This window comes from Hungatella sp. SB206, assembly GCF_051132295.1.
GTDB classification, from domain to species: domain Bacteria; phylum Bacillota; class Clostridia; order Lachnospirales; family Lachnospiraceae; genus Hungatella; species Hungatella effluvii.
Genome location: NZ_CP096603.1, coordinates 2,169,998 through 2,194,679 on the forward strand (window position 1 = coordinate 2,169,998; position 24,682 = coordinate 2,194,679).

Genomic DNA, 24,682 nt, shown 5'->3' on the forward strand with positions numbered 1-24,682 from the left:
GAAAACGATGATAGCAGAACTTGTAAACGAGATCGATGAGGCTTCCTGTTTCCGGCCATACAGTCCCGCAGCTGACCGCAGGGCGTGGGAAACAGTTCCGAAAGCATACCGCAGGGCATTGATTGAAGCAGGAGAGGGGTATCTTGGATTTGCTTATCCGCTCCTTCCCGCCGTTAAGTATATGAACTTCTGCCGCAGCGGCAATCAGACAGAGTTTGACGCGCTGTATTTTTCCAGGCGCCGCGCTCTCGCAGATCTTGTGATGGCGGAATGTGCGGAGTATGAGGGGCGTTTTCTCGATGATATCATCAATGGAATTATGGCGGTTTGTGAGGAGAGCGGCTGGCAGGTACCTGCACATAACCGGAAAATGGGCCAGGCCTTTGAATGCCTCCCGGATCCGGCCAGGCCTGTTATGGACTTATTTGCCTGTGAGACGGGGGCGCTCCTGGCCATGACCTCCTATTTGCTGGAGGAGGAGCTGGATGCAGTAAGCGTGCTGATTCGCCGGAGAATTGACATGGAGATACAGAGAAGAATAACGATTCCCTACCTTCATGATTCGTTTGAATGGACAGGCGGAAATGGGATTCGGGTAAATAACTGGACTCCATGGTGCACTCAGAATACGCTGATTGCGATTCTTGCAGGTACCAAAGCGGAGGCGGAAGTAAGGAAAAAGGCGGCAGTCAAGGCTGCTATGGGGCTTGACTGTTTTCTGGACGGCTATGGAGAGGATGGTGGCTGCGATGAAGGTCCGGCCTATTACCGCACCGCCGGATTATGTTTTTTCGGTGCGGCAGAAGTGCTGAATCAGGCAACAAACGGATACCTGGAAAGTATTTATGAAAATTCCAAAATAAAAAATATTGCGGCCTTTATACTGGATGTTCATATTGCGGACTGTTACTATGCAAACTTTGCGGACTGTGCGCCGCGGCTGAACTGGTCCGGTGTAAGGGAGTATCTGTTTGGAAAGCGTACAAAAAATCTTGATATGATGCAGTATGCGGCGGAGGATCACAGGCGGGATCCGGACTTTTTGATGAAGCGGGAGACCAATCTGTTTTATAAGCTTCAGGCCGCTTTTACGGAAGCGGAAATCTCGGCTTTCGAGTCCGCGGGACCGGTTCAGACACGGGATATTTATTATAAAAGCATAGGGCTCTTTCTGGCCAGAGACGAGGAATACTTTCTGGCTGTGAAAGCGGGCGGAAATGACGACAGCCATAATCACAACGACACGGGGAGCATAACTGTGTACCGGAATGGTCAGCCGCTGCTCATCGATGTGGGCCCCGCCGTTTATTTTGGCCAGACATTTTCCGACCGGCGGTATGAGCTGTGGTATCTGCAGTCTGCATACCACAATGTGATGACTTTTGGGGAGGTCATGCAGATGGCGGGACCGGAGTATGCGGCAAAGACGGAACGAACAGAGTTTACGAAAGAACGGGCTGTAATCGAGATGGAACTGTCTGGCTGCTATCCCCGTGGAAGTGTGGGGAGCTATCGGCGCAGGGTGGAGTTTGATAAAAATCGGGGAATTACGGTTACTGATACCTGCAAAGCCGTTCCTCGTGACGCTTACTCCAGCTTTATGACCAGGGAAAAACCGGTGATGAAGGGGCATTTCATAGAAATCGGCGGGCTTGGAAGGCTGGAGATGAAAGAATTATATAAAATAGAAACAGAAACGATTGAGCTAAAGGATCCAAAGCTTTATACTAATTGGGGACCCTGCATTTACAGAACAAAAATATTTATGCCGGAAGATATTACGTGCAATGAAAAAATAGTGCAAGGGAGCATTTGCTGCCGGATAGGAGAGGTTTTATGAGAGGAAAAAAATTGCTGGCCTGTGTGCTGGCGTTTGCGATGCTGGCGTCGCTTGGCGGCTGCGCAGGAAAGAATGGGAACGGGGAGAGCCAAAAAGAAGAGAAGACATCGGCAGTTTCAGAAAAATCAGGGGCGGAAAAAGGGGGATTGGACGAAAAAACTCCGGACGAAGTGACTCTGAACATCATGTTTCGCGGTTCCAGACCGGAGGGTTTCGATGATGTCTACGAGGAGTTCCTGAGACGGACAAAGGACGATTTGAATATCAAACTCAATTTCACCTGGGTGGAAAATGCCGACTATAAAGAAAAACTGAATCTGGAGATTATCAGCGGAGCCGATTACGATCTTGTTTATGACGCTTTATGGCTGAATCTGCGGGTACTGGCAGCCGATGACTATTATGCGGATTTGTCGGAATATTTTAACAATCCGGAATATCCGGGATTACAGAAGGCATTTGCTCCGGAGGTCATGGAGAATAATAAATACTATGGAAAAATGTGTTACATCCCATTGATTCGTGGCTATGGAAACGGTGTTCAGGTCGTCCATTACCGTCAGGACTGGGCTGATCAGTGGGGAATCGGACAGATTGACAGCTACGAAAAGCTGGAACAGTACTGGGAGAAGGCCAAATCTGAGAACATTCTCCCCGTGTCCGTCCGCAGCAACCGTGGATTCTGGCAGTTATTTACCTCTGGCGCCTATTATCCGGGAGCCGCGGAAGCGGGAATCATGCAGGTGGCCAGCGCGGGAATCGACTTGTTTTTCTATGTAAAGGATGGCGCGGTTCAGGCCATCGCGCCGTCGGGGGCAGGGGATGAGGCATTTAAAGATTTCCCAGAGGGGTGGAATTACGATTTTACAGTGGAGCGGTACGAAAAATTCGCCGATTGGGCGAAAGAGGGATATATCAGTCCGGATTCCATGACGGTCTCCGACGAGAAGATGCCGTACTGGGCTGGTGAGGCGGCATCCTATATTGGCACAATCGATGAGGCCGAAAATAATTTTACACAGATGGCAAAGTACAGCCCTGAGGCGGTAGAAGGAGAATTTGTGTGGGATGACAGAATCAGAGAGATGGAAGAACACGCGATCGTGACAAATTACATGAGCAATAACGGCCTTTGTGTGCCGGAGTCATCTACAAAAAAGGACGATACGATGAGGTTTTTAAACTGGCTGTTCTTATCAAAGGAGAACCATGATCTTTTCGAAATGGGAATCGAGGGAAAGGATTATGAACTGACGGAAGACGGCACCTACAGATCGCTGAGTGCTTATCCGGATTCTTTTCCCGGCTATGCATTTACATGGACGCCATCCTATGTTACCTTCTCAGAACTGACGACTGGAAAAAATCTGGAATACCGCCGGTATGAGCTGAAAGAGGAGAGCTATGTCAGCCAGCCGGTGTGCGGTTTTGCCTTTGATGTGACGGACGTGGATCTGGCCTCCTATGTCGCACAGGTGACTGCTGTGTCAGAAAAGGTGTCAAAGACGAAGTATCATGGAATTTTAAGCGATGGAACGAGAAATTATGATTCCATGCGGGAGATGCTGAAGGTCAATACGGAAGAGTGCTACCAGGCAGGCCTTCAGAACATTATTGATGCATTGTGGAAGCAGCTGGATGAGCATCTGGCTTCCTAGTGCAGAGCTGTACTGGTCACAAGCCTTATTATAAAAGTAAAAATATGCAGGAGAGAGACACCATGGCAAACAAATCGGAGCAAATAAAAATTCTGGTCTCCATACCAGACGGAGAGGTGCGGGACAGCTTTTTTTCTGAAGAGCTGAGAGCACGTCTGGAGCGGCTGGGCTGTGTGGAATGGAACGCAAACGCAGAGCAGTACGGTGAAGAAGAACTGGCGGAGAAACTGAGAGGAGTCGATATCTGTATCAGCGGCTGGGGGAATACGCCTTTTCATGAGAAGACATTGAAATATGCGGACAAACTGAAGCTGATCGCCCATATTGGCGGATCCGTGCGTCCTATGGTGGGAGACACGGCATTTGAGAGGGGGATCCGGGTCTGCAGCGGCAACCGGGTCTTCGCGGAGAGTGTGGCGGAAGGCGTCCTCGCTTATATGCTCTGCTCCCTAAGAAGAATCGGTGAGTATGAGGCCCGCATGGCTGCCGGTGAATGGCCTTCTCTTATCGGAACGCGGGGCCTTTTGGGCCGCAGCGTAGGGCTGGTGGGATACGGGATGATCGCGGAGTATCTCGTGAAATTTCTAAAGCCGTTCGGATGCAGGATCATGGTCTCATCCCGTCATATTTCTGCGGAAGAACTTGCTGAGGCAGGCATCGAGGCGGCGGCAGCGGAAGTAATCTTCCGAACCTGTGATATCGTTTCGCTTCACAGCAGTCTGACAGCGAGGACGAAGCACAGCATAGGGGCAGACCTTTTAAACAGCATGAAAGACGGCGCGCTGCTGGTCAATACGGCACGCGGCGCGCTGATCGATGAGGAGGCGCTGGTCTTAGTACTGCAGAAGAGACCGGTATGGGCGGCGCTTGACGTATTTGAAACAGAGCCGCTTCCCATGGACTCTCCGCTTCGGGAGTGTGAGAGAGTCCTTTTAATGCCTCATGCGGCGGGGCCTACGGCAGACAGACGGTATGTAGTCACCAGCCATGTGCTTGATGACATTGGGCGTTTCCTGAACGGGGAGCCGCTGGACTGCGAAATCGACTTTGCGAGAGCAGGGACGATGACGACAGTCGTGTAGAGAACGATAGAAGAGGGACTCAGAATCATCTTTTGACAGAGAGGATTCTGAGTCCTGATTTTTATCTTTTATTTCATTCGCTTCTCCAACACCGTAATCCCCTGATACAAAATTGCCGAAACAATACAAAGAATAACGATCGACATGACTACCAAATCCATCTTGAAGACCTGGCTGCCATAAATGATCAAATATCCAAGTCCCTTATTTGCCGCCAAAAATTCGCCGATTATAACGCCGACGAGGCAGAGTCCGATGTTTACCTTCATATTGCTGATAATCAGAGGCACGGAGCCGGGCAGCAGGACCTTAGTGAGTACATCTTTTTTGGTTCCGCCGAGGGAATAGATGAGCTTGATCTTATCCGGGTCTGTCTGCATGAAACCGGTGTGAAGCGTCATGATACAGCCAAAGACGGCCACAGAGATAGCGGCCACGATAATAGTCTTTATGTTGTTGCCCAGCCATACGATCAGGATTGGGGCCAGAGCCGATTTCGGAAGGCTGTTGAGCATGACGAGATAAGGCTCTAAAACCTCGGATACACTGCGGCTGGACCATAACAGAATCGCGGTCGCAAGACCGACCACGACGACGAGAGCAAAGCTTACCAGTGTTTCCATAACTGTGACGCCGGTATGGAGAAAGATTGTGCCATCCTTCACCATGCCTATAAAACAAATGGTCATTCTGGAGGGAGAACTGAAGATGAAGTCATTGATAATGCCGAGTCTTGCGCACAGTTCCCACAGAGCGAGAAGGAGCACCAGCAGCATGATGCGCAGAATCCGGACATTCCGGCGGTGTAGCATTTCTTTGGCGATGAATTCCTGTTGTGCCAGAGTTGGATGTGTCTCAATCATGGGTCTGCAGCTCCTTCCATACCTGATTAAAATAAGTGGAGAATTCCGGAGTATTCCGGCGTTCCAACGGCCTTACATAGCCCTCTCCAAAGGAAACAGGGACGATGCCCTTCATTCTTCCCGGCCTGCTTGTCAGAATGATGACCCTGTCGGCGACACTGATGGCCTCCGATAAGTCATGAGTGATCAGAATGGCTGTCTTATGGGTACTTTTTATGATCGAACTGATATCATCGCAGACGGCCAGTCTCGTCTGGTAATCCAGAGCGGAAAATGGTTCGTCTAATAAAAGAAGGTCCGGTTCCAGGGCCAGTGTACGGACGAGAGCCGCACGCTGCCTCATACCTCCGGACAGCTCAGACGGACGGGCGTTTTTAAAGGCCTCAAGTCCGTAAGTATTTAACATCTCATGTAATTTCTTTTTGGAACTGTCGTTCAGTTTCTTCTGAATTTCCAGCCCTAATTCGGCGTTGCTTAAGATGGTACGCCATTCGAATAAATGGTCCCGCTGCAGCATATATCCGATGCCCGCACCGGAATTTGTACGCGGGACTCCGTCAATGATAATTTCTCCTTCATCCGGTTCGATAAGACCGGATAACATGGACAGCAGGGTGGATTTACCACAGCCGGATGGCCCGACGATGGCAATGAATTCCCCGTTATCTACCGTAAATGATATATTGGAAAGGGCCAGAGTCTCACCCTCGAGGGAATGATAGGAGTAGCTGACCCCACAAACTTCCAGTTTTGGCTTCATGGGTCCTCCTTGTATAACAGATTTATCTGATATAGTGTTATGATATGTACAAAGTCCGGGAAGTTGCAAGTACGGAACAGAAGTTTGGAAGCGGGGCCAAAAAGGATCAGAGCAAAAAAGATGAAATAGATAATTTGAAATAATAAGCAAATAACACTAAAAAAGATATAAAAAACTTAAAAAAAGTGAGAAACATCAAAATAAATAAAATGAAAACGCCTATATTGGTTTTAAAATATAATTATAGGTACTACTGAAATAACAAAATAATTGTTCAAAATATACAAAAATACACTTGAAATATTAGGAAAATAGGCAATATCAATTTTATATCCTCTTCTTTATAATAATTATAAAAAATAATTAATTAAAATGAAAAAGAAAAAGGGGGGGATGCCTTGTTTAAAAGAAGAACATGCCTGGCAGTCTTTGCCGCAGTGGTTATGATATTTATTTTAGCAAAGCAGTTAAACGAAGAAAAGGCACCGCTTACCGTAAATGGCGATCCGGTATCCGAAGAGGAGCTGGCTTTCCATGACGGCAGTCTGGAGCGCACCGTGCGGTCCAGGGAAATATGGAGCTGGGCGGCAGAAGGAGGTATGGCTGATGAGTTTTCCTATGATGATTTGATACAGTCATTGGAAAATGAAAATAGAGAGAGAAAGAAGCTTCAGTCTGAAGGCGGGGTCCTGTATGGCCCGGTTGAATATACGCCGCTTCAGTATTACCGCAGACTTACGGGGGAGTGGGAACGGATGCTGCGCACCCGCATTCTGGAGGAAACGGATTCATCTGAGCTGATCCGCTATTACGAAACTCATCAGGAAAATTATATGGACGTGGACACGATCGAAGCAGAATATACCATTCGGCAGGAGGGACGCACCATATACGAAGGAAATGTGGTTCTGGAGGCAGAAAGTATGCGTGGGCTATCGGAATCGGATGAAAAACTGGCAGAACATCTGCTGCAGTTGGAGGAAGGAGGACGGTATCGCTGGACTGGAAAAAATGGGGAAGACAAGCTGTTACATTGTGTCAGGAGAGAAAAGGGAAGAGTCATTCCATTTGAGGAAGTGGCAGGAGCGGTTGCGGATCAGTACGCCGCGGAACGGTTTGAACAGGAATTGACAAAGCGGATTGCGGACTGCAAAGTCAGTGACCGGAGGCAAAAATGAATAGCAGGAGGATGGATATGAGGTATACAGGGAGAAGAGTTTGCTGCGCACTGCTCAGTGCAGTGCTGATCACCGGGGGACTGCCGGGCGGTACAGGCGCCGCTGGATTTCCAGGGCGCATGACGGCCAGGGCGGCAGTTGTAACAGAGCGTCTTAAGGACGGAAAAGCCACTCCGTCAGAAGCGGGAAAAGCCACTCCGTCAGAAGCGGGAGAAGCCACTCCGTCAGAGGCAGAGAAGGCCACCCCGTCAACAGCCATGAGGGCGGAGGCCATGACGCTTTCCCGAATTCTGATGGAAGAGACGTTTGACAACGGTGATGGCTGGAACGTCAATAACACGGCCGTGGTAACTTTCACCGGAGGGCAGGGTGTGATAAAGGGTGGCGGGCCCAATAACCGTATGGGGTCGAAGATGAAGATCCCGGCGAACGATTTTCTGTTGGAAGCGGATTTGATGATCGGAGGCGGAAATACGAACTGCAATGCGAAATTCGGATTTAAGGCGGCGGAAGGCTATGACGGGGACCGGCTGCAGCTGCGTTTTGATTTCCCGAGGAACCTGGTGTACCTGGAGAAAAATGGAGGAACCGTATATAATTCTGTTCATTTTCCGGCCTTAAGTCAGGGAAAGTACCAGCTTGCCATAAAAGTAAGCGGAGGAAAGATTACCGCATACCTGGACGGTGAGGAAATCATTACAGCGGAGAATGATGAAATTGCGGAAATGGAGCAGGGCTATATCGTAATCGCGGGCCAGTATCCGGCCCAGGATTTCGCTGTGGACAATCTCGTGGTTTCCACAGATGAAGCGCCGCAGGGAGAAGAGTATACCGTCACTCTAAAAACAGTGACCGACGGAGTGGATGACCCGGCTGGAACAACCCGCGGCGGAACGCTGACAGCGGACCGGCAGACCGGCTACTCAGGGGATACGATCACACTGCAGGCAAAAGCGAAACACGGGTATGTATTTGATCATTACGCATCCTGGGGACAGGATGGGACACCGACGGACGGGCTGATGCCCATTATTAACCACAAGTTCCAGTTAAATGAAAAGTTTGGAAATGTGACGGTTGCTGCCTATTTTAAGACACGGGAGCCGGGAAAAGACGAGATTTTCTTCGATGACTTCGGAGCGGCGCTGAATGAAGACGGGCAGTATGGTTTCATCAAAGACGCAGATCGCGCAAAAATCACAGATGAGGAACTGATTCTGGATGCTCAGGCTGGAGAAGCCAACTGTGTTCTGGTGGATCCAGGCGTGTTCGATCAGCTGGCGAAAGGCGACGGCTACCGGATTTCCGTGGATGTACGCAGGGCCGGAGCCAACAACGGAACTCTCCAGATCGCCTTTGCAGGAAATGGAAAAGCGTTTGATGAACGTTATGTATTGGCGGTAAATTCCCAGGGAAGCGCCATGTTCCGAAGGTTTCAGGACGGTAAGAACGATGAATTGAAGAAATGTGCATTTCAGCTGACCAGTGCATTTTCCCATGTGGAGATCGAGGTAAATGACGGGAAAGCCGTACTTCTAATTGACGGAACAGAAAAAATGGTGTTGGAAGATAACAGTGGCGAATGGTCAGGCATGGCTCCCGGAGCGGGACTGTTTAATATGAGCGCCGGAGCACCGGTGATTTTTGACAACCTGATGATTGAACGGATTCTTCAGAAAAAAGATGTGGAAGTGGTTTCCGTTTACCAGGGTGAGGTGGATTCTGCATATAAAACAGGAGCGGCATCTGCAAATGTGAGTGAAGCCTCGGAGGGAGAGCAGATTACGCTGTCTTCTGTGGCCAAGGCGGGGTATCGTCTGAAGGAGTATCAGGTAGAGGGGGCCCCGGAGGTCGGGGTGATTGGTGATACGCTTACCGTGCCGGCCGGGGATTACCAGACTCTGAGAATTATGGCGGTGTTTGAAGAAGATACGTTAAGGAATCCGCAGACCTTCTATATTGATTCGGAAACGGGAGATGATACCGCTGCAGGAATTTCTGAAGCGGAAGCATGGAAAACCCTCGGAAAAATGAAACAGTACGGCACCTTTGTTCCCGGTGACCAGATCCTTTTAAAACGCGGCAGCGTGTTCCGGGAGCAGCAGCTGGTATTTAACGGCATGGGCAGCGAAGCGGCGCCGATTATAATTGGCGCTTATGGTGAGGGAGAGCTGCCACGCCTTGACGGAGGAGGAGTGGTGGAAAATGTAATCTCTCTGTTTAATCAGGAGTACATAACCATATCTGATTTGGAAATTACCAACCTCTCTGCCGGATATCAGACTGATTTCGGGCTAAACAACAGCAATAACCGGTCAAAGGCTCTGAGGGCTGTAAACGTGTCCATCAAGGATTTCGGAACGGCGTCCGGTATATCGATTACGGACTGCTACATTCACGATATCAACGGCAATATTAACCTTAAATGGAACGGAGGTATTTTCTTCGATGTACAGGCGGATATCCGGGGCGGAAAGCTGACCGGAGTTCCGAGCAGATACGACGATGTGCTGATCGCCGGCTGTACCTTTGAACGTGTGGACAGATCGGGAATCAAGCTTGTCAGCTCTTCCTGGTGTAACCAGTGGGAGAAGAATTCTCCGGGAGTTCCGGTGAACTGGTATCCTTCCACCAATGTGGTGGTGAGAAACAATTATATGGAAAAGATCGGCGGCGACGGAATTACAGTGCGGGATACCGATGGGGCCCTGATTGAACACAATCTGGTGCGCGACTGCCGTTACCAGAACACGGGCTATAATGTAGGAATCTGGCCATTTGAGGCGGCTAATACGGTGATTCAGTATAATGAAGCCTATGATACGCACAGTGTACAGGACGGCCAGGGGCTGGACTGCGATCACGCCTCCTCCAATTCTATCATGCAGTACAATTACAGCCATAATAATGAAGGCGGTTTTATGCTGATCATGGGAGGTTATCCCCACACGGGGGCTACAATCCGTTACAATATCAGCCAGAATGACAGGGACAAGGCCTTCGAGTTTGCCCAGGGATGTCCGAATGGAACGATGATCTACCAGAACACCATTTACTCGGACCGCACCATACCTAAAGGCGTTTTCTATCTGTCCAACACAGGCGCCGGTTTGGGCGTGAATGAAATCTATGCGTTCAACAATGTCTTCCAATATCCGGAGGGACAGGTATTCTATGGAGAAAGCGGAGATACGGCGAAACTGAAAGACCATTTAAAACTGTATAACAACGCTTATATCGGAGGAATGGAGGCACCGTCCGGAGATTCCAAGGCAATAAAAGCCGATGCGGCCGGGATGAAGGCCCCGGGCACTGCGCCGGAAATCAATCAAACGCAGCAGCCTGTGACTGGAAGTTCAGGCAAACTGGACGGCTATCAGCTGACCGAAGGTTCCATGCTGATTGACGCCGGTGTGACGATGGAAGAAGCGCTGATGTATTTCGGAGGCGGAGAACCGGTAGATGGAAGAGAGTATTCTCCGAGGGAACTATACGAGGAAGCCAAGAGCGGCAGAAGTATTGACTATGTGGTGGGGACGAATTTTCCGAAGATAGACGGCGTGGAATATAACAGGGATTTCTTTGAAAATGAGAACCTTGCCGGGCAGCGGCCGGATATCGGAGCGATGGAGTTCGGCGGAAAGACGCCGGGTTATCCGGACAACCCGGACAATCCAGATAACCCGGACAACCCGGATAATCCAGACAACCCGGATAATCCAGACAACCCGGACAATCCAGATAACCCAGATAACCCGGATAATCCAAGCAACCCGGACAGTCCAGATAACCCGGATAATCCAGACAACCCGGATAATCCAAGCAACCCGGATAAACCAGATAACCCAGGCAACCCGGATAATCCAAGCAACCCGGACAGTCCAGGTAACCCGGACAATCCAAGCAACCCGGATAATCCAAGCAACCCAGATAATCCGGACAACCCCAGCCCCCCAGCCCCTCCCTCCTCTGACAACGATTCCACCACCACCTCAGAGACCGGGAAAAATTCATCAAATTCCATTCCGGAATCGACAGGAAGCTGGACAAAATCGGAGCGCGGATGGAGCTTCTGTCACCCGGATGGAACGCCTTACCAGTCGGAGTGGATTTACAAAGGAAAGCAGTGGTACTGGGTCGGTGAAAACGGAATGATGGCGGAAGACTGGAAGTATATCGGCGGCTCGTGGTACTATTTCATGCCCCAGTCCGGGGCCCTGGCAACCGGCTGGATCAAGGCTGGAGAGCAATGGTACTATCTGGATGAAGACGGCCGCATGCTGGCAGACACGGTAACACCGGATGGATACCGTTTGGACAATACAGGAGCCTGGATCACAGAAAGCAGGTAACAGAATAGCAAAACCAGAATAGCAAAACCAAAATAGCAAAATCAATCCCCCAATCCCCGCGTAACGTTACCCGTCCCGCGGGGATTCCTGACAGATTTTATACTGCTTTCTTAAGAATGCTTAAGGATACGTCCGGGTAATGGAAAATAAAAGACAGCCGGGTTATAATTACCTCGGAGGTGCCGTGATGAAGAAAATACTATTTGCAGACGACGATCCTGAGATAAGAGAGGTTGTAAGAATATTACTGACGAGAGAGGGCTATGAGGTGGTGGAGGCCGTCAATGGAATCGAGGCGGTTGAAAAGGCGGATCACACGATTGATTTAATCATTCTGGACGTGATGATGCCGGGATGCTCCGGTGTGGAGGCGTGCGGGGAGATCAGAAAGAAATCATCGGCCCCCATCCTGTTTCTGACGGCCAAATCCAAGGACCGGGACAAGGAAGAGGGATTTGCGGCAGGAGGAGACGACTATCTGGTGAAGCCATTTTCCAGTGTGGAGTTAAAGGCCAGAGTCAATGCCATGCTGCGCCGCTACTGTGTATATAAAGGAAAGAAAGGAACGGAGAGAGAGGTTATCAGCCTGCCGGGGCTGGAAATCTTCGCAGATACGGAGGAGGTCAACAAGAACGGGGAACGGGTTCTGCTGACCGATATCGAGTACCGAATCCTGCTCCTTCTGGCAGAGAATCGAAAGAAGACGTATACCACACAGGACATTTATGAGGCGGTCTGGAATGAGCCGTTTCTATTTTCGTCGAACAACACCGTGATGGTCCATATCCGGAATCTGAGAAAAAAGCTGGAGGATGATCCCCAGAATCCGCGCTGCATCCGGAATGTGTGGGGAAAGGGGTACCGCATTGATTAAACGGCCCGGCAGAAAACAGAAAATATCATGGAAAAACAGACTTTGGGCGGAGCTAATGGCCTCGGTGGCCATCGCCATGGCGGCATCATTTCTTCTCTATATGGGAATACATACGACCGCCTATGACTGGATTGACAGGACGCAGAATACTCAGGAAGCCTATGTGCAGCAGAAGATGCGGACAGAGGAAGTGCTGCAGCAGTATATTAAGGATAAGAACATCGCTCTCTCCGATTTGAGTCCTTTGGACGAGTGGGTCGAAAGGGAGGCGTATGTGGCGATGGTCATTTACCGTTTCGGGCGTGTAATCTATTCCTCGTATCCCTTCGATGTGGAAGATGTGATCGTTTCAGAAGAGGATGCGGCTGAGACGGAGGTCATGCCGGTGTCGGACGACAGCGCGTATACCTTTACCTTTGCAGACGGAACGGCGTCTGTGCTTTTGATGCCGTTCTATGAATACCGGTATTACCAGTGGGCGGACCGGATCTCTGTGATCTGTGGATTCCTGCTCTTTATTACCGTATTTCTGCATCTGATACAGAAAAAGACTTCCTACATCGAACTCCTGAAGAAGGAGCTTCAGATTCTGGAGGGCGGCCAGATGGAGTACGCTGTCTCCGTCAGGGGAAGCGACGAGCTGGGGGAACTGGCTGAAGGGATCAACCGGATGCGGATTTCAATCCTGGAGCGGGAGCAGAAGGAGGCGGAGGCCAGACAGGCCAATCAGGAACTGGTGACTGCCATGTCTCACGACCTGCGCTCCCCTCTCACGTCTCTGCTGGGATATCTGGAGCTGCTGGATGAGGAGGAGACGGAGGACGCCGCCCAGCAGAAGCATTTCATTGCTACCAGCCGGAAGAAGGCCATGCAGATCAAGGAGATGTCAGACCGTCTGTTTGAATATTTTCTTGTGTACGGCAGGGAGGAAAAACCGGCCATGGAGCCGGTGGACGGGTCGGCACTGTTCCAGCAGACGGTGGGAGAGAGCGCATTTGCACTGGAGGGCCGGGGATTTACGGTGGATTTTCAAATGGAGGAGATGGATGGGATCTACTACGTTTCCGTGGATTTATTCCGCAGGGTAGTGGACAACCTCTTTTCCAACTTGACGAAGTACGCTGCCAGGGAATACCCTGTTACGATTGCCTGTGTGCAGACAAAGGGAGGTGCCTGGCTTACGATCCACAACCGGAAAAGGACGGATGGCGCCCTGGTGGAGAGTTCAGGAATCGGCCTTAAGACGTGCAGAAAGATTATGAAGGAACACGAAGGCTCCTTCGATACAACAGAAGACGAAGACGGGTTTACCGCGACGCTGTTTTTACCAAAAGCTTAGCGCCGAGGAAAGAAAAAACGCCGGCTGAAATGGCTGAAAAGTCATTTCGGCCGGTGCTTTTTTAATTCTGAAGAAAACTGAATAAGAGGCTCAGATTATGGAAAAACGCTGCCTTACACGTTATAATGCAGATGAATTTATTCTGAGAAATGAGGGATTACAATTGATGAACAGACGATTATTTGCAGCTTCGACGGCAGCCTGTATCGTGGTTACAGCGGTATATCCGATGACCTCCCTGGCTGCCGTTAATATGGATTTGAAAAAGAAAGTAGTCGGCATGGCCGGGATCATGAACGTGACTAACACGGAAAAAAATGTTACCAGGGCAGAATATGCAAAGATGGTGGTGCTGGCCTCCCCTTACGGCAGCTCGGTGCCGCCGGAAGGCAGCAGCTCCGTCTTCGCGGATGTCGGAAAGGATCACGCCTACGCCTCCTACATCAAAAAGGCGGTGGAAAAAGGCTATATGACGGGCTATCTGGGAGGCATGTTTAAACCGGACCAGAACGTCACACTTCAGGACGCGGTCAGAGGCATTCTGGCACTGCTGGGGTATAAGGATGAAGATTTTGCTGGCAGCCAAGCGGGAGGAAGGATCTCCCAGTACCGCTTTTTGAAGCTTGACGAGAACGTGAACCGGGAAGCGGCAGAGCTGCTGGCGAGAGGGGACTGTATCAACCTGTTTTATAATCTGTTAAAGACAAAGCCGAAAGACGGCGGCGATATTTACGGCAAACTGTTCGGATGCGAACTGACCTCCGATGGAGAGATCAATCCTTTAAAGATGGCGGACAACGGTTTGAAGGGCCCCAAACTGGTTCGCAGTAAGAGAAGCTTATCCAGCTATATTCCATTTAAGCTGGATAAGGCCAATGTGTTTATCAACGGCGAGTCCTCCACGGTCTCGGCACTGAAAGACGCAGTGGAGAGCGGCGGCGCGGTGCTGCTTTACTATCACCCGGGATCAAAGAGCATCTGGGCCTACACGGAGGATTCGTCGGACAGCAGGCGCGGAATCGTCCGTGGAACGGTCTCCAACATCTATTATACCTCCGTGGACGTGATGTCACCCAGCGCCGTGATGCTGGAGGAAAGCGGGGAGCAGTATCTGCTTACCAGTTCGGAGATGCAGTTTGCGTTCTCCATGTACGGGAACGTCCGGGTCGGGGATACGGTCACGCTGGTCTATGAAAAGACTGTGAAAGAGGACGGAACAGAAACGTACACGGTATTGGATTATTTAGAAGACTGACAGGAGAACGGCCATGAAAAACAGGAAAAAGAAGAAAACGGTAATCATTGTGGCAGCGGCGTTTGCGCTTTTGGCAGCGGCGGGAACCGCGGCCTTAAGGAATCATGGGCGGAGCGCCGGGGCGGGAAAGGGGACTGAGGCGATGACCGCGCCGGTGACGCGGCAGGACATCAGCTCCAGACTCTCCTCCTCGGGAGTGCTGAAGCCGAGGAATTCCTATCAGGTATCCTCGCTGGTGGAGGGCGAGATCACCAGCGCCGATTTCGAGGTGGGGGATCAGGTGGAAAAGGGACAGGTGCTTTACCGGATCGATGTGAGCAACATGGAAGAGGAGATGAAGTCCGCGCAGAACTCCGTGGAAAGAGCGGCGAGGAATCTGGAAGACGCCCAGAAGGACTATTCCAGAGCCCAGGGCCGGTTTAACGACGGTGTTTTCCGCTCCGGAGACAGCGGATATATCAAAAAGATCTACATAAAAGCAGGCGAGACGGTGACCAGCGGAACGAAGATTGCGGATATTGCGGACGATTCCGTCATGCGGCTGAAGGTTCCCTTCCTTTCCGCGGAAGCGGCGGCCATCGGAGCGGGAAGTGCGGCCCTTGCCACTCTGTCTTCCACGGGAGAACAGATACCGGGAACCGTGACCGCAGTCAGCGCAAAGGATGAGACGCTGACAGGCGGCCGGATTGTGCGCTATGTGACTATTGAGGCGGCCAATCCGGGCGGTTTAACCACGGAACAGTCGGCGGCCGCGACGGTGGGCGATTACAGCAGCAGCCTGGAAGGAACCTTCAGCCCGGTAGTCGAGACGATACTGAGTGCGGATTTGCCGGACAGCGTGACTGTGGAACAGCTCCTCGTCTTAGAGGGCGATTACGCGGCAAAGGGGACTCCCATCTTCCGTTTCGACCGGGAATCGGCGGATAAGCTGATGAGAAGCTTCCGGGAGAAGCTGGACAGCGCGAAGGATGCCATGGATTCCGCCAATAATAAGATCGAGAGCACGAAGAACAGCATGAATAACTACACCATCACGGCGCCCATATCGGGAACCGTCATCCGCAAGAACATGAAGGCCGGTGACAAGATCACCAGCAAGACAAGCGGCGACGGGGCGATGGCGGTGATTTACGACCTCTCCTCCATCACATTTTCCATGTCCATCGACGAGCTGGATGTATCGAAGGTGAAGGCGGGACAGACGGTGGAAATCACGGCGGAGGCGGCCGGCGATGCGGCCTTCCAGGGGATTGTGGAAAATGTGAGCCTGGAAAGCACCAATAACAACGGAATTACCACGTACCCCGTCTCCGTAACGGTGAAGGACCCGAAGGGACTTCTGCCGGGAATGAACGTCAACGGAAAGATCCTTCTGGAGGAATCGAAGAATGCGCTGGTCATCCCGGCCGCCAGCCTGATGAGGGGAAATGTGGTCTATGTAAAGGATCCCTCGGTGAAGGAGGCGAAGGGGGAGGTGCCCGCCGGATTCAGAGAGGTGAAGGTGGAAACGGGAATCATGAACGACGAGCAGGTGGAGGTCACATCGGGTCTTTCAGAGGGGGATGAGGTCTACCTGGTTCAGGGCTTCGACAGTGCTCCAGGCAGCGAATATATGGGAGAAGAAATGGCGTTAGAGCCATAACAGGAAAGGAGGAACGGCTATGGGCCCTTTGATTGATTTACAGGATATCTATAAAATATACGAAATGGGGGATGAGGAGGTGCGGGCCAACGACGGCATTTCCCTCTCGATCGAAAAGGGAGAGATGACAGCCATTGTGGGAAAGTCGGGAAGCGGAAAATCCACGCTGATGAACATTATCGGAGCGCTGGATGTGCCCACCAGCGGGACGTACCATCTGGAAGGCGAGAACGTTGGGGAGATGACAGACAACCAGCTGGCAGATATCCGCAACCGCCTGATCGGCTTCATCTTTCAGCAGTACAATCTGCTGACGCGCAGCACGCTTCTGGAAAATGTGGAGCTGCCGCTCATCTACGCCGGAATTGACGGAGAAGAGCGGAGGGAGCGGGCCATGGCGTCACTGAAACGGGTGGGGCTGGCGGATAAGTATAAGAATCTGCCGGGCCAGCTGTCCGGAGGCCAGCAGCAGCGTGTCTCTATCGCCAGGGCGCTGGCGGGCAGTCCCTCCCTGATCCTGGCCGATGAGCCGACCGGAGCCCTGGATTCCAGAACGAGCCGGGAAGTTCTTGACTTTTTAAAGCAGCTGAACGAAGAAGGAAATACCATCGTGATGATTACCCACGACAACTCCATTGCCCTGGAGGCAAAGCGGGTGATCCGGATTCACGACGGCAGGATTAATTTTGATGGGGATGTGAACGACTATGCGGCAGTCATTTAAGATGGCAATCAAAAATATTCTGAGCAACAAGATGCGTTCCTTCCTGACCATGCTGGGAATCATCATTGGGGTTGCTTCGGTCATCATTCTGGTGGGGCTGGTGGAAGGACAGATGAACTACATCAGAGCCAGCTTCTCAGACATGGGGACCAATCAGCTTCAGGTACAACTGACCAATACACCTACCAGGTCAGTCTCCCCCCAGGACTTATATGCGTTTTACAATAAAAACAGGGCATATTATAAGGAGATATCTCCGCAGGTCCCTGTGAAGGCGACGATCAAGCATAAGACTGATAAGCTGACGAAAACCAGGATTTCCGGCGTCAGCGAGCAGTTTTACGGCATTGACGCGAAAAAACTGGAGGCGGGCCGGTATATCCAGTATTCGGATATCGCGTCGAGACAGCCGGTCTGTGTGCTGGGGTACTTCACCGCCACGCGCCTGTTTGGAAGCGCTGAGGCGGCGGTAGGGGAGAGCGTGCGGTTTGACGGAAATGTGGTCAAGGTGGTGGGCGTGCTGCAGCGCCGGGACAAAGACGAGCTAAAGCAGGGCGGTCCGGATGACCGTGCTCTTCTTCCATATACCACGGCGCTCTTAATGAATCAGAATGCCGATGTCTCCGAGTATATCGTAACGGTGGATAAGGTGGAAGAGATTGCAGCGGCCAGAATCCTTCTGACCGTATTTCTTCAGGGGCAGTATAAATCGCCGGACTATTTCTATATCGGTTCCATGAGCGAGATGTTAAAATCCATGGAGTCCACCATGTCCATGATGTCCGCCGCACTTGGAGGAATCGCGGGGATTTCCCTTCTGGTGGCAGGCGTCGGCGTGATGAACATCATGCTGGTATCGGTGACGGAGCGGACGCGGGAAATCGGAATCAGAAAATCCCTGGGAGCGAAAAAATCCGTCATTCTTCAGCAGTTTGTCATTGAGGCGGCGGTCACCAGCTCCATCGGAGGTCTGGTGGGCATCGCACTGGGGTGCGTGATCACTCCGGCCGCGGGGAGTCTGATGCATATGAAGGCGTCCGCCACACTCCCGGCTGTTCTCGTTTCCTTTGGAGTTTCCGCGGCGATCGGCCTGGTCTTTGGGTATATGCCGGCGAGGCGGGCAGCAGGTTTAAATCCTATCGATGCGCTGCGGAGTGATTAATATTAATATAGGAAGAAAAAATTGCACACAGCGGACGCAAAATGAGGCGGAAATGGCATAAATACGCCGGTTTTACGGGGAAAGTTAAAAAAGACCTTGCAATGGCTGGAAAACAGTGCTATAATCGTACCGATAACATGATAGATGACTGATAAAGAGTGGGCGAGAGTCCACTCTTTCAATTTTGTGCAGAAAGGTGGGAAGAACATGACAAAAAAAGAGACCTATGAAAAGAAAACGGAAGACTATCTGCTTCCATTGATGGAAGAATATCATTTTGAACTGGTTGATGTGGAATATGTAAAAGAGGCGGGAAACTGGTATCTGCGTGCTTATATAGATAAAGAAGGCGGAATTACGGTTGATGACTGTGAGGTCGTCAGCAGAAGGCTGGGAGAATGGCTGGACGAGAAGGATTTTATCGAGGACAGCTATATTCTGGAAGTGAGTTCACCGGGGCTGGGAAGGCCGCTTAAGAAAGATAAGGACTTCGACAGAAGCATCGGAGAAGATGTGGATATTAAATTGTACAAACCGATGAATAAACAGAAGGATTATACGGGTACTTTAAAAGCATATGATAAAAATACCGTGACTGTCACGGTGGAAGACGGGACCGAGCTTGTATTTAACCGCCCGGAGATCGCATTAATCCGGCTGGCATTTGATTTCTAAACAGTATGATGGATGAGAGTAGGAGGATAAAAAAATGAATAAGGAACTGTTAGAAGCACTGAATATTCTGGAAAAAGAGAATAATATCAGCAAAGATACCCTGCTGGAGGCGATCGAGAATTCTCTTCTTACGGCGTGCAAGAACCACTTTGGCAAGGCAGACAATGTCAAGGTGAGCATGAACCGCGATACATGCGACTTTTCCGTTTACGCGGAGAAGGAAGTTGTGGAGGAAGTGGAAGACCCGCTGCTTCAGATCAGCCTCGCGGAAGCCAAGATGACGGATCCGAAATATGACGTGGGAGATATCGTACAGTGTCCGATCGATTCCAAGAAGTTTGGACGTATTGCCACACAGAATGCGAAGAATGTGATCCTCCAGAAGATCCGTGAGGAAGGAAGAAAAGCCCTGTATAACGACTGGTACTGCCAGGAGAAGGAAGTGGTTACCGGTATTGTACAGAGATATTTAGGGAAGAATGTCAGCATTAACTTAGGTAAGGTCGATGCCATTTTAAATGAGGCGGAGATGGTGAAGGGCGAGGTATTCAAGGCCACGGAGAGAATCAAGGTGTACGTTCTGGAGGTAAAGGATACTCCGAAGGGACCGAGGATTTCCGTATCGAGAACCCATCCGGATTTGGTAAAACGCTTATTTGAATCAGAAGTGGCAGAGGTAAAAGACGGAACGGTTGAGATGAAAGCCATTGCCAGAGAGGCAGGCTCCAGAACGAAGATTGCCGTTAAATCCAACGACCAGAATGTGGATCCGGTAGGCGCATGTGTCGGCTTGAACGGCGCGAGGGTGAATGCCATCGTGAATGAACTTCGCGGCGAAAAGATCGACATCATCAACTGGGACGACAACCCGGCATACTTAATTGAGAATGCATTAAGCCCGGCAAAGGTTATCTGCGTGGTGGCTGACGAGGATTCAAAGGAAGCTCAGGTTATCGTACCGGATTACCAGCTTTCCCTGGCAATCGGTAAAGAAGGCCAGAACGCGAGACTGGCAGCAAGGCTGACAGGATATAAGATTGATATCAAGAGTGAGACGCAGGCCAGAGAGATGGGATTATTCGAAGAGCTGGGTCTGGATTATCAGGAAGACGGAGGTTACGAGGATTACGAAAGCGATTATCAGGAAGATGGAGACACAGAATACCAGGAGGATTACCAGGAAGACGATCAGGAAGATTACCAGGACGGCGGCTTAGAGGAAGACAGCTTAGAGGAAGACAGCCAGGAAAAATAAAACGGGAAGTGATTGAAACGTGAGTACAAAGAAGATACCGCTCAGACAGTGTATCGGCTGTGGTGAGATGAAAAGTAAAAAAGAGATGATTCGTGTGCTTAAGACGGCGGAGGACGAGATTGTGCTGGATGCGACCGGACGGAAGAACGGGCGCGGCGCATATCTGTGTCCCTCCATGGACTGTTTTAAGAAAGCAGTTAAGAACAAGGGTCTGGAACGCTCCTTTAAGACGGCGATTCCAAAGGAAGTATACGAAACGTTGGAAAAGGAGATGGAGCAGCTTGGATGACAGACAGAAAGTTCTTAATCTGATTGGTCTGGCTACAAAGGCCGGGAAGACTGCAAGCGGAGAATTTATGACGGAGAAATCCGTGAAGAGTGGAAAGGCATTCCTGGTGATCGTGTCGGAGGAAGCATCTGACAACACCAGAAAAATGTTCACCAATATGTGTACTTACTATGAAGTTCCAATCTACTTTTTCGGTAAAAAGAGCGAGATCGGTCATGCAATGGGAAAGGAAATGAGAGCTTCCCTTGTCATTCTGGACGCGGGGTTCGCAAAAGCAGTCGTGAAACTATTGAATACAAATGGAGGTAGTAAGTATGAGAGTATATGATCTGGCAAAAGAACTGGGAAAAGACAGCAGTAAAGAGATACTGGATATCCTGGAAAAGCACGATATAAATTTAAAGAGTTCATCCAATATATCGGATGACCAGGCGTCTATCGTGAGAAAAGCGATGGGCGGAGCTGGAAAAAGCAGCGAAGGAAGGCAGAACACACCGGCGTCCGAGAAGCCGGCGGGTGATGACTCAGCCAGAACTGAAGCAGGCGCGGGTGAGCCGCACAAGAAGAAAATAGCAGCAGTTTTCCGTCCACAGAACGCGCAGATGAAGCCGCAGCGTCCGCAGGGCCAGGGAAACCGCGACGGAAGACCACAGGGCCAGGGCTATCAGGGAAACCGCGACGGAAGACCGCAGGGCCAGGGCTATCAGGGAAGCCGTGATGGAAGACCGCAGAATCAGGGCGGCAGCTATGAGCAGAGAACCGCTGGAAACACCACGGTATCCGGTCAGAGTGTCCAGCCGCGTGAAGCTGCAGATAACACAGCAAATACGCAGCAGGCACCGCAGAGCCAGACAGCGCCGGTTCAGCCGACTCAGGCTCCGCCGACACAGGCACCCGCAGGCCAGTCACCGCAGGCACAGCCGCAGCAGACCGACGCGCGTTCCGACCAGAATTCATCTGCAAGACCGCAGGGTCAGGGCTACCAGGGAAACCGCGACGGAAGACCGCAGGGCCAGGGCTACCAGGGAAACCGTGACGGAAGACCGCAGGGCCAGGGCTACCAGGGAAACCGTGACGGAAGACCGCAGGGCCAGGGCTACCAGGGCAATCGTGACGGAAGGCCGCAGGGCCAGGGAGGCTACCAGGGCAATCGAGACGGAAGACCGCAGGGCCAGGGAGGTTACCAGGGCAACCGAGACGGAAGACCGCAGGGCCAGGGAGGTTACCAGGGCAACCGAGACGGAAGACCGCAGGGCCAGGGCTATCAGGGCAACCGAGACGGAAGACCGCAGGGCCAGGGAGGTTACCAGGGCAACCGAGACGGAAGACCGCAGGGCCAGGGAGGCTACCAGGGCAATCGAGACGGAAGACCGCAGGGCCAGGGAGGTTACCAGGGCAACCGAGACGGAAGACCGCAGGGCCCGGGAGGCTATCAGGGCAACCGAGACGGAAGACCGCAGGGCCAGGGAGGTTACCAGGGCAACCGCGACGGAAGACCGCAGGGCCAGGGAGGCTATCAGGGCAACCGAGACGGAAGACCGCAGGGCCCGGGAGGCTATCAGGGCAACCGAGACGGAAGACCGCAGGGCCAGGGAGGCTATCAGGGCAACCGAGACGGAAGACCGCAGGGCCAGGGAGGCTATCAGGGCAACCGTGATGGAAGACCGCAGGGCCAGGGAGGCTATCAGGGCAACCGCGATAATCGCGGAGGCAGACCGCAGGGACCGGGCGGACGTCCGGGAACGGGCAGAGACGGCGGAGCAAAATCCTTTGATACACCGATCCAGGCAAAACCAACGAGCAACAGAGGCAATAAAAACGCCTATAAGAACGATAGATTCGACAAGAGAGACAAGGACGACGACGCAAAGAAGAATCTGGGCAAAGGCGGCAAGTTTAAAGCGCCGATCCAGCCGCCGGCACATGAAGAGCCTAAGGTAGAGGTCGTTAAGACGATCATTCTTCCTGAGATCCTGACAATAAAGGAATTAGCGGAGAAGATGAAGCTTCAGCCGTCAGCAATCGTTAAAAAGCTGTTCCTGCAGGGCAAGATTGTAACCCTGAACCAGGAGATCGACTTCGATCAGGCGGAAGAGATCGCTATGGAATACGAAGTTCTCTGCGAAAAAGAAGTAAAAGTGGATGTCATCGAAGAGCTCTTAAAAGAGGATGAGGAGAACGAGGCGGATATGGTTGCCAGACCGCCGGTCGTATGCGTTATGGGCCACGTAGACCACGGTAAAACCTCTCTTCTTGATGCGATTCGTCAGACAAATGTTACCTCCAGAGAGGCCGGTGGTATCACACAGCATATCGGCGCCTACATGGTGGAAATTAACGGACAGAAGATCACCTTCTTAGACACACCAGGCCACGAGGCATTTACGGCCATGCGTATGAGAGGCGCTCAGTCCACAGATATCGCAATTCTGGTAGTCGCAGCGGACGACGGCGTGATGCCGCAGACCGTGGAGGCGATCAACCATGCGAAGGCGGCAGGCGTAGAGATTATTGTGGCAATCAATAAGATCGATAAGCCGAGTGCCAATGTTGACAAAGTAAAACAGGAATTATCCGAATACGAACTGATTCCGGAAGACTGGGGCGGCAGCACGGTTTTCGTACCGGTATCTGCTCACTCCAAGGAAGGGATTCCGGAGCTTCTGGAGATGATCCTTTTAACTGCGGAGGTGAAGGAGCTGAAGGCCAATCCGAACAGAACTGCCAGAGGTTTAATCATCGAGGCAGAGCTCGACAAGGGAAAAGGCCCGGTTGCCACCGTTCTGGTACAGAAGGGTGTTCTCCATGTAGGAGATACCGTTGCCGCAGGTTCCTGCTACGGAAAAGTCCGCGCCATGATGGATGACAAGGGCCGCAGAGTCAAAGAGGCCGGTCCATCCACTCCTGTGGAAATCCTGGGACTGAACGACGTTCCAAACGCAGGCGAGGTACTGGTAGGAACTGTAAACGAGAAGGAAGCGAGAAACTTCGCAGAGACATTTATCTCTGAAGGCAAGAATAAATTACTGGAAGATACAAAAGCTAAGTTATCACTGGATGACTTGTTCAGCCAGATCAAGGCCGGCAATATCAAGGAACTGCCGATCATCGTCAAGGCTGACGTACAGGGTTCTGTGGAAGCAGTGAAGCAGAGTCTTGTGAAGCTGTCCAATGAAGAAGTTATGGTAAAGGTAATCCACGGCGGCGTTGGCGCCATCAACGAATCCGACGTATCTCTGGCATCTGCTTCCAACGCCATCATCATCGGCTTTAACGTAAGACCGGATGTGACGGCGAAGTCCATAGCAGAGCGCGAGAAAGTGGATATGAGACTGTACAAGGTAATCTATCAGGCAATCGAGGATGTGGAAGCGGCCATGAAGGGCATGCTGGATCCGATCTTTGAAGAGCAGGTTATCGGCCACGCCATTGTGCGTCAGACATTCAAGGCTTCCGGCGTCGGTACGATCGCAGGTTCCTATGTCATGGACGGTAAGTTCCAGAGAGGCTGCAGCGTACGTATTACACGTGCAGGAGAGCAGCTTTACGATGGCCCGCTGGCATCCTTAAAGAGATTTAAGGATGATGTGAAGGAAGTTGCGACAGGTTACGAATGTGGTCTTGTATTTGAGAAGTTCAATGACATCCAGGAAGATGACATGATTGAAGCTTACGCTATGGTAGAGGTTCCCCGCTAGTACTACATTGCACTGGTACTGCATTACCAGGACTTA

General features: G+C 51.4%; 18 protein-coding genes. 16 read left to right on the forward strand and 2 right to left on the reverse strand.

The annotated features are described in order from the left end of the window. The first annotated feature begins 7 nt into the window (after positions 1-7). The 3 genes from M1L66_RS09395 (at position 8) to M1L66_RS09405 (ending at position 4,580) form a co-directional block, all read left to right on the forward strand. Positions 8-1,840 carry a heparinase II/III domain-containing protein gene (locus tag M1L66_RS09395; protein ID WP_434692478.1) on the forward strand — a complete coding sequence of 611 codons (1,833 nt, stop codon included), beginning with the start codon at positions 8-10 and terminating at the stop codon, positions 1,838-1,840. Continuing rightward, positions 1,837-3,498: an extracellular solute-binding protein gene (locus M1L66_RS09400; protein WP_434692481.1), complete on the forward strand. Its 1,662-nt coding sequence runs from the start codon at positions 1,837-1,839 to the stop codon at positions 3,496-3,498. Before M1L66_RS09395 ends, M1L66_RS09400 begins: the two co-directional genes overlap by 4 nt. Positions 3,499-3,560: 62 nt before the next feature. Then, positions 3,561-4,580, forward strand: a complete 1,020-nt coding sequence (locus tag M1L66_RS09405; RefSeq protein WP_434692484.1) for a hydroxyacid dehydrogenase — start codon at positions 3,561-3,563, stop codon at positions 4,578-4,580. A 68-nt stretch (positions 4,581-4,648) separates the two neighbouring features. Here M1L66_RS09405 and M1L66_RS09410 read toward each other — a convergent pair whose 3' ends face one another. Together M1L66_RS09410 and M1L66_RS09415 are read right to left on the reverse strand one after the other, a co-directional pair. Beyond that, entirely contained in the window at positions 4,649-5,443 is a 795-nt protein-coding gene (locus tag M1L66_RS09410) for an ABC transporter permease (protein WP_002600722.1), read from the reverse strand. Beyond that, positions 5,436-6,203 (reverse strand): ABC transporter ATP-binding protein, encoded by a 768-nt coding sequence (locus tag M1L66_RS09415; RefSeq protein ID WP_002600721.1) that lies wholly within the window; start codon positions 6,201-6,203, stop codon positions 5,436-5,438. Before M1L66_RS09415 ends, M1L66_RS09410 begins: the two co-directional genes overlap by 8 nt. A gap of 398 nt (positions 6,204-6,601) precedes the next feature. Between M1L66_RS09415 and M1L66_RS09420 the strand changes: the two genes are divergently transcribed. The 13 genes from M1L66_RS09420 (at position 6,602) to infB (ending at position 24,646) form a co-directional block, all read left to right on the forward strand. Next, positions 6,602-7,381, forward strand: coding sequence for a hypothetical protein (locus M1L66_RS09420; protein ID WP_434692489.1), 780 nt, complete (start codon positions 6,602-6,604; stop codon positions 7,379-7,381). A gap of 17 nt (positions 7,382-7,398) precedes the next feature. Beyond that, positions 7,399-11,733: a right-handed parallel beta-helix repeat-containing protein gene (locus M1L66_RS09425; RefSeq protein WP_434692490.1), complete on the forward strand. Its 4,335-nt coding sequence runs from the start codon at positions 7,399-7,401 to the stop codon at positions 11,731-11,733. A 187-nt stretch (positions 11,734-11,920) separates the two neighbouring features. After that, positions 11,921-12,607, forward strand: a complete 687-nt coding sequence (locus tag M1L66_RS09430) for a response regulator transcription factor (RefSeq protein ID WP_002600717.1) — start codon at positions 11,921-11,923, stop codon at positions 12,605-12,607. Next, positions 12,600-13,946 carry a HAMP domain-containing sensor histidine kinase gene (locus M1L66_RS09435; RefSeq protein ID WP_434692493.1) on the forward strand — a complete coding sequence of 449 codons (1,347 nt, stop codon included), beginning with the start codon at positions 12,600-12,602 and terminating at the stop codon, positions 13,944-13,946. Before M1L66_RS09430 ends, M1L66_RS09435 begins: the two co-directional genes overlap by 8 nt. Positions 13,947-14,112: 166 nt before the next feature. After that, the gene (locus tag M1L66_RS09440; RefSeq protein WP_434692495.1) at positions 14,113-15,201 is read left to right on the forward strand and encodes an S-layer homology domain-containing protein; all 1,089 of its coding nucleotides are present in this window, start codon (positions 14,113-14,115) and stop codon (positions 15,199-15,201) included. A 13-nt stretch (positions 15,202-15,214) separates the two neighbouring features. Then, positions 15,215-16,843 carry an efflux RND transporter periplasmic adaptor subunit gene (locus M1L66_RS09445; protein ID WP_434692498.1) on the forward strand — a complete coding sequence of 543 codons (1,629 nt, stop codon included), beginning with the start codon at positions 15,215-15,217 and terminating at the stop codon, positions 16,841-16,843. A 19-nt stretch (positions 16,844-16,862) separates the two neighbouring features. Continuing rightward, a complete protein-coding gene (locus M1L66_RS09450) occupies positions 16,863-17,567 on the forward strand; it encodes an ABC transporter ATP-binding protein (RefSeq protein ID WP_243270248.1) in 705 nt (234 codons plus the stop codon). Continuing rightward, positions 17,551-18,729 (forward strand): ABC transporter permease, encoded by a 1,179-nt coding sequence (locus tag M1L66_RS09455; protein ID WP_434692501.1) that lies wholly within the window; start codon positions 17,551-17,553, stop codon positions 18,727-18,729. Before M1L66_RS09450 ends, M1L66_RS09455 begins: the two co-directional genes overlap by 17 nt. A gap of 207 nt (positions 18,730-18,936) precedes the next feature. Further along, on the forward strand, positions 18,937-19,404 hold the full coding sequence (gene rimP / locus M1L66_RS09460; protein WP_002600711.1) for a ribosome maturation factor RimP: 468 nt from the start codon (positions 18,937-18,939) through the stop codon (positions 19,402-19,404). Positions 19,405-19,438: 34 nt separating this feature from the next. Next, positions 19,439-20,659 carry a transcription termination factor NusA gene (gene nusA / locus M1L66_RS09465; RefSeq protein ID WP_002600710.1) on the forward strand — a complete coding sequence of 407 codons (1,221 nt, stop codon included), beginning with the start codon at positions 19,439-19,441 and terminating at the stop codon, positions 20,657-20,659. 19 nt (positions 20,660-20,678) lie between these two features. Then, positions 20,679-20,948 carry an RNase P modulator RnpM gene (rnpM, locus tag M1L66_RS09470; protein ID WP_002600709.1) on the forward strand — a complete coding sequence of 90 codons (270 nt, stop codon included), beginning with the start codon at positions 20,679-20,681 and terminating at the stop codon, positions 20,946-20,948. Further along, positions 20,941-21,276, forward strand: a complete 336-nt coding sequence (locus tag M1L66_RS09475) for a L7Ae/L30e/S12e/Gadd45 family ribosomal protein (RefSeq protein WP_002600708.1) — start codon at positions 20,941-20,943, stop codon at positions 21,274-21,276. Before rnpM ends, M1L66_RS09475 begins: the two co-directional genes overlap by 8 nt. Beyond that, a complete protein-coding gene (infB, locus tag M1L66_RS09480) occupies positions 21,263-24,646 on the forward strand; it encodes a translation initiation factor IF-2 (protein WP_434692506.1) in 3,384 nt (1,127 codons plus the stop codon). Before M1L66_RS09475 ends, infB begins: the two co-directional genes overlap by 14 nt. The last annotated feature ends 36 nt before the right edge of the window (positions 24,647-24,682 follow it).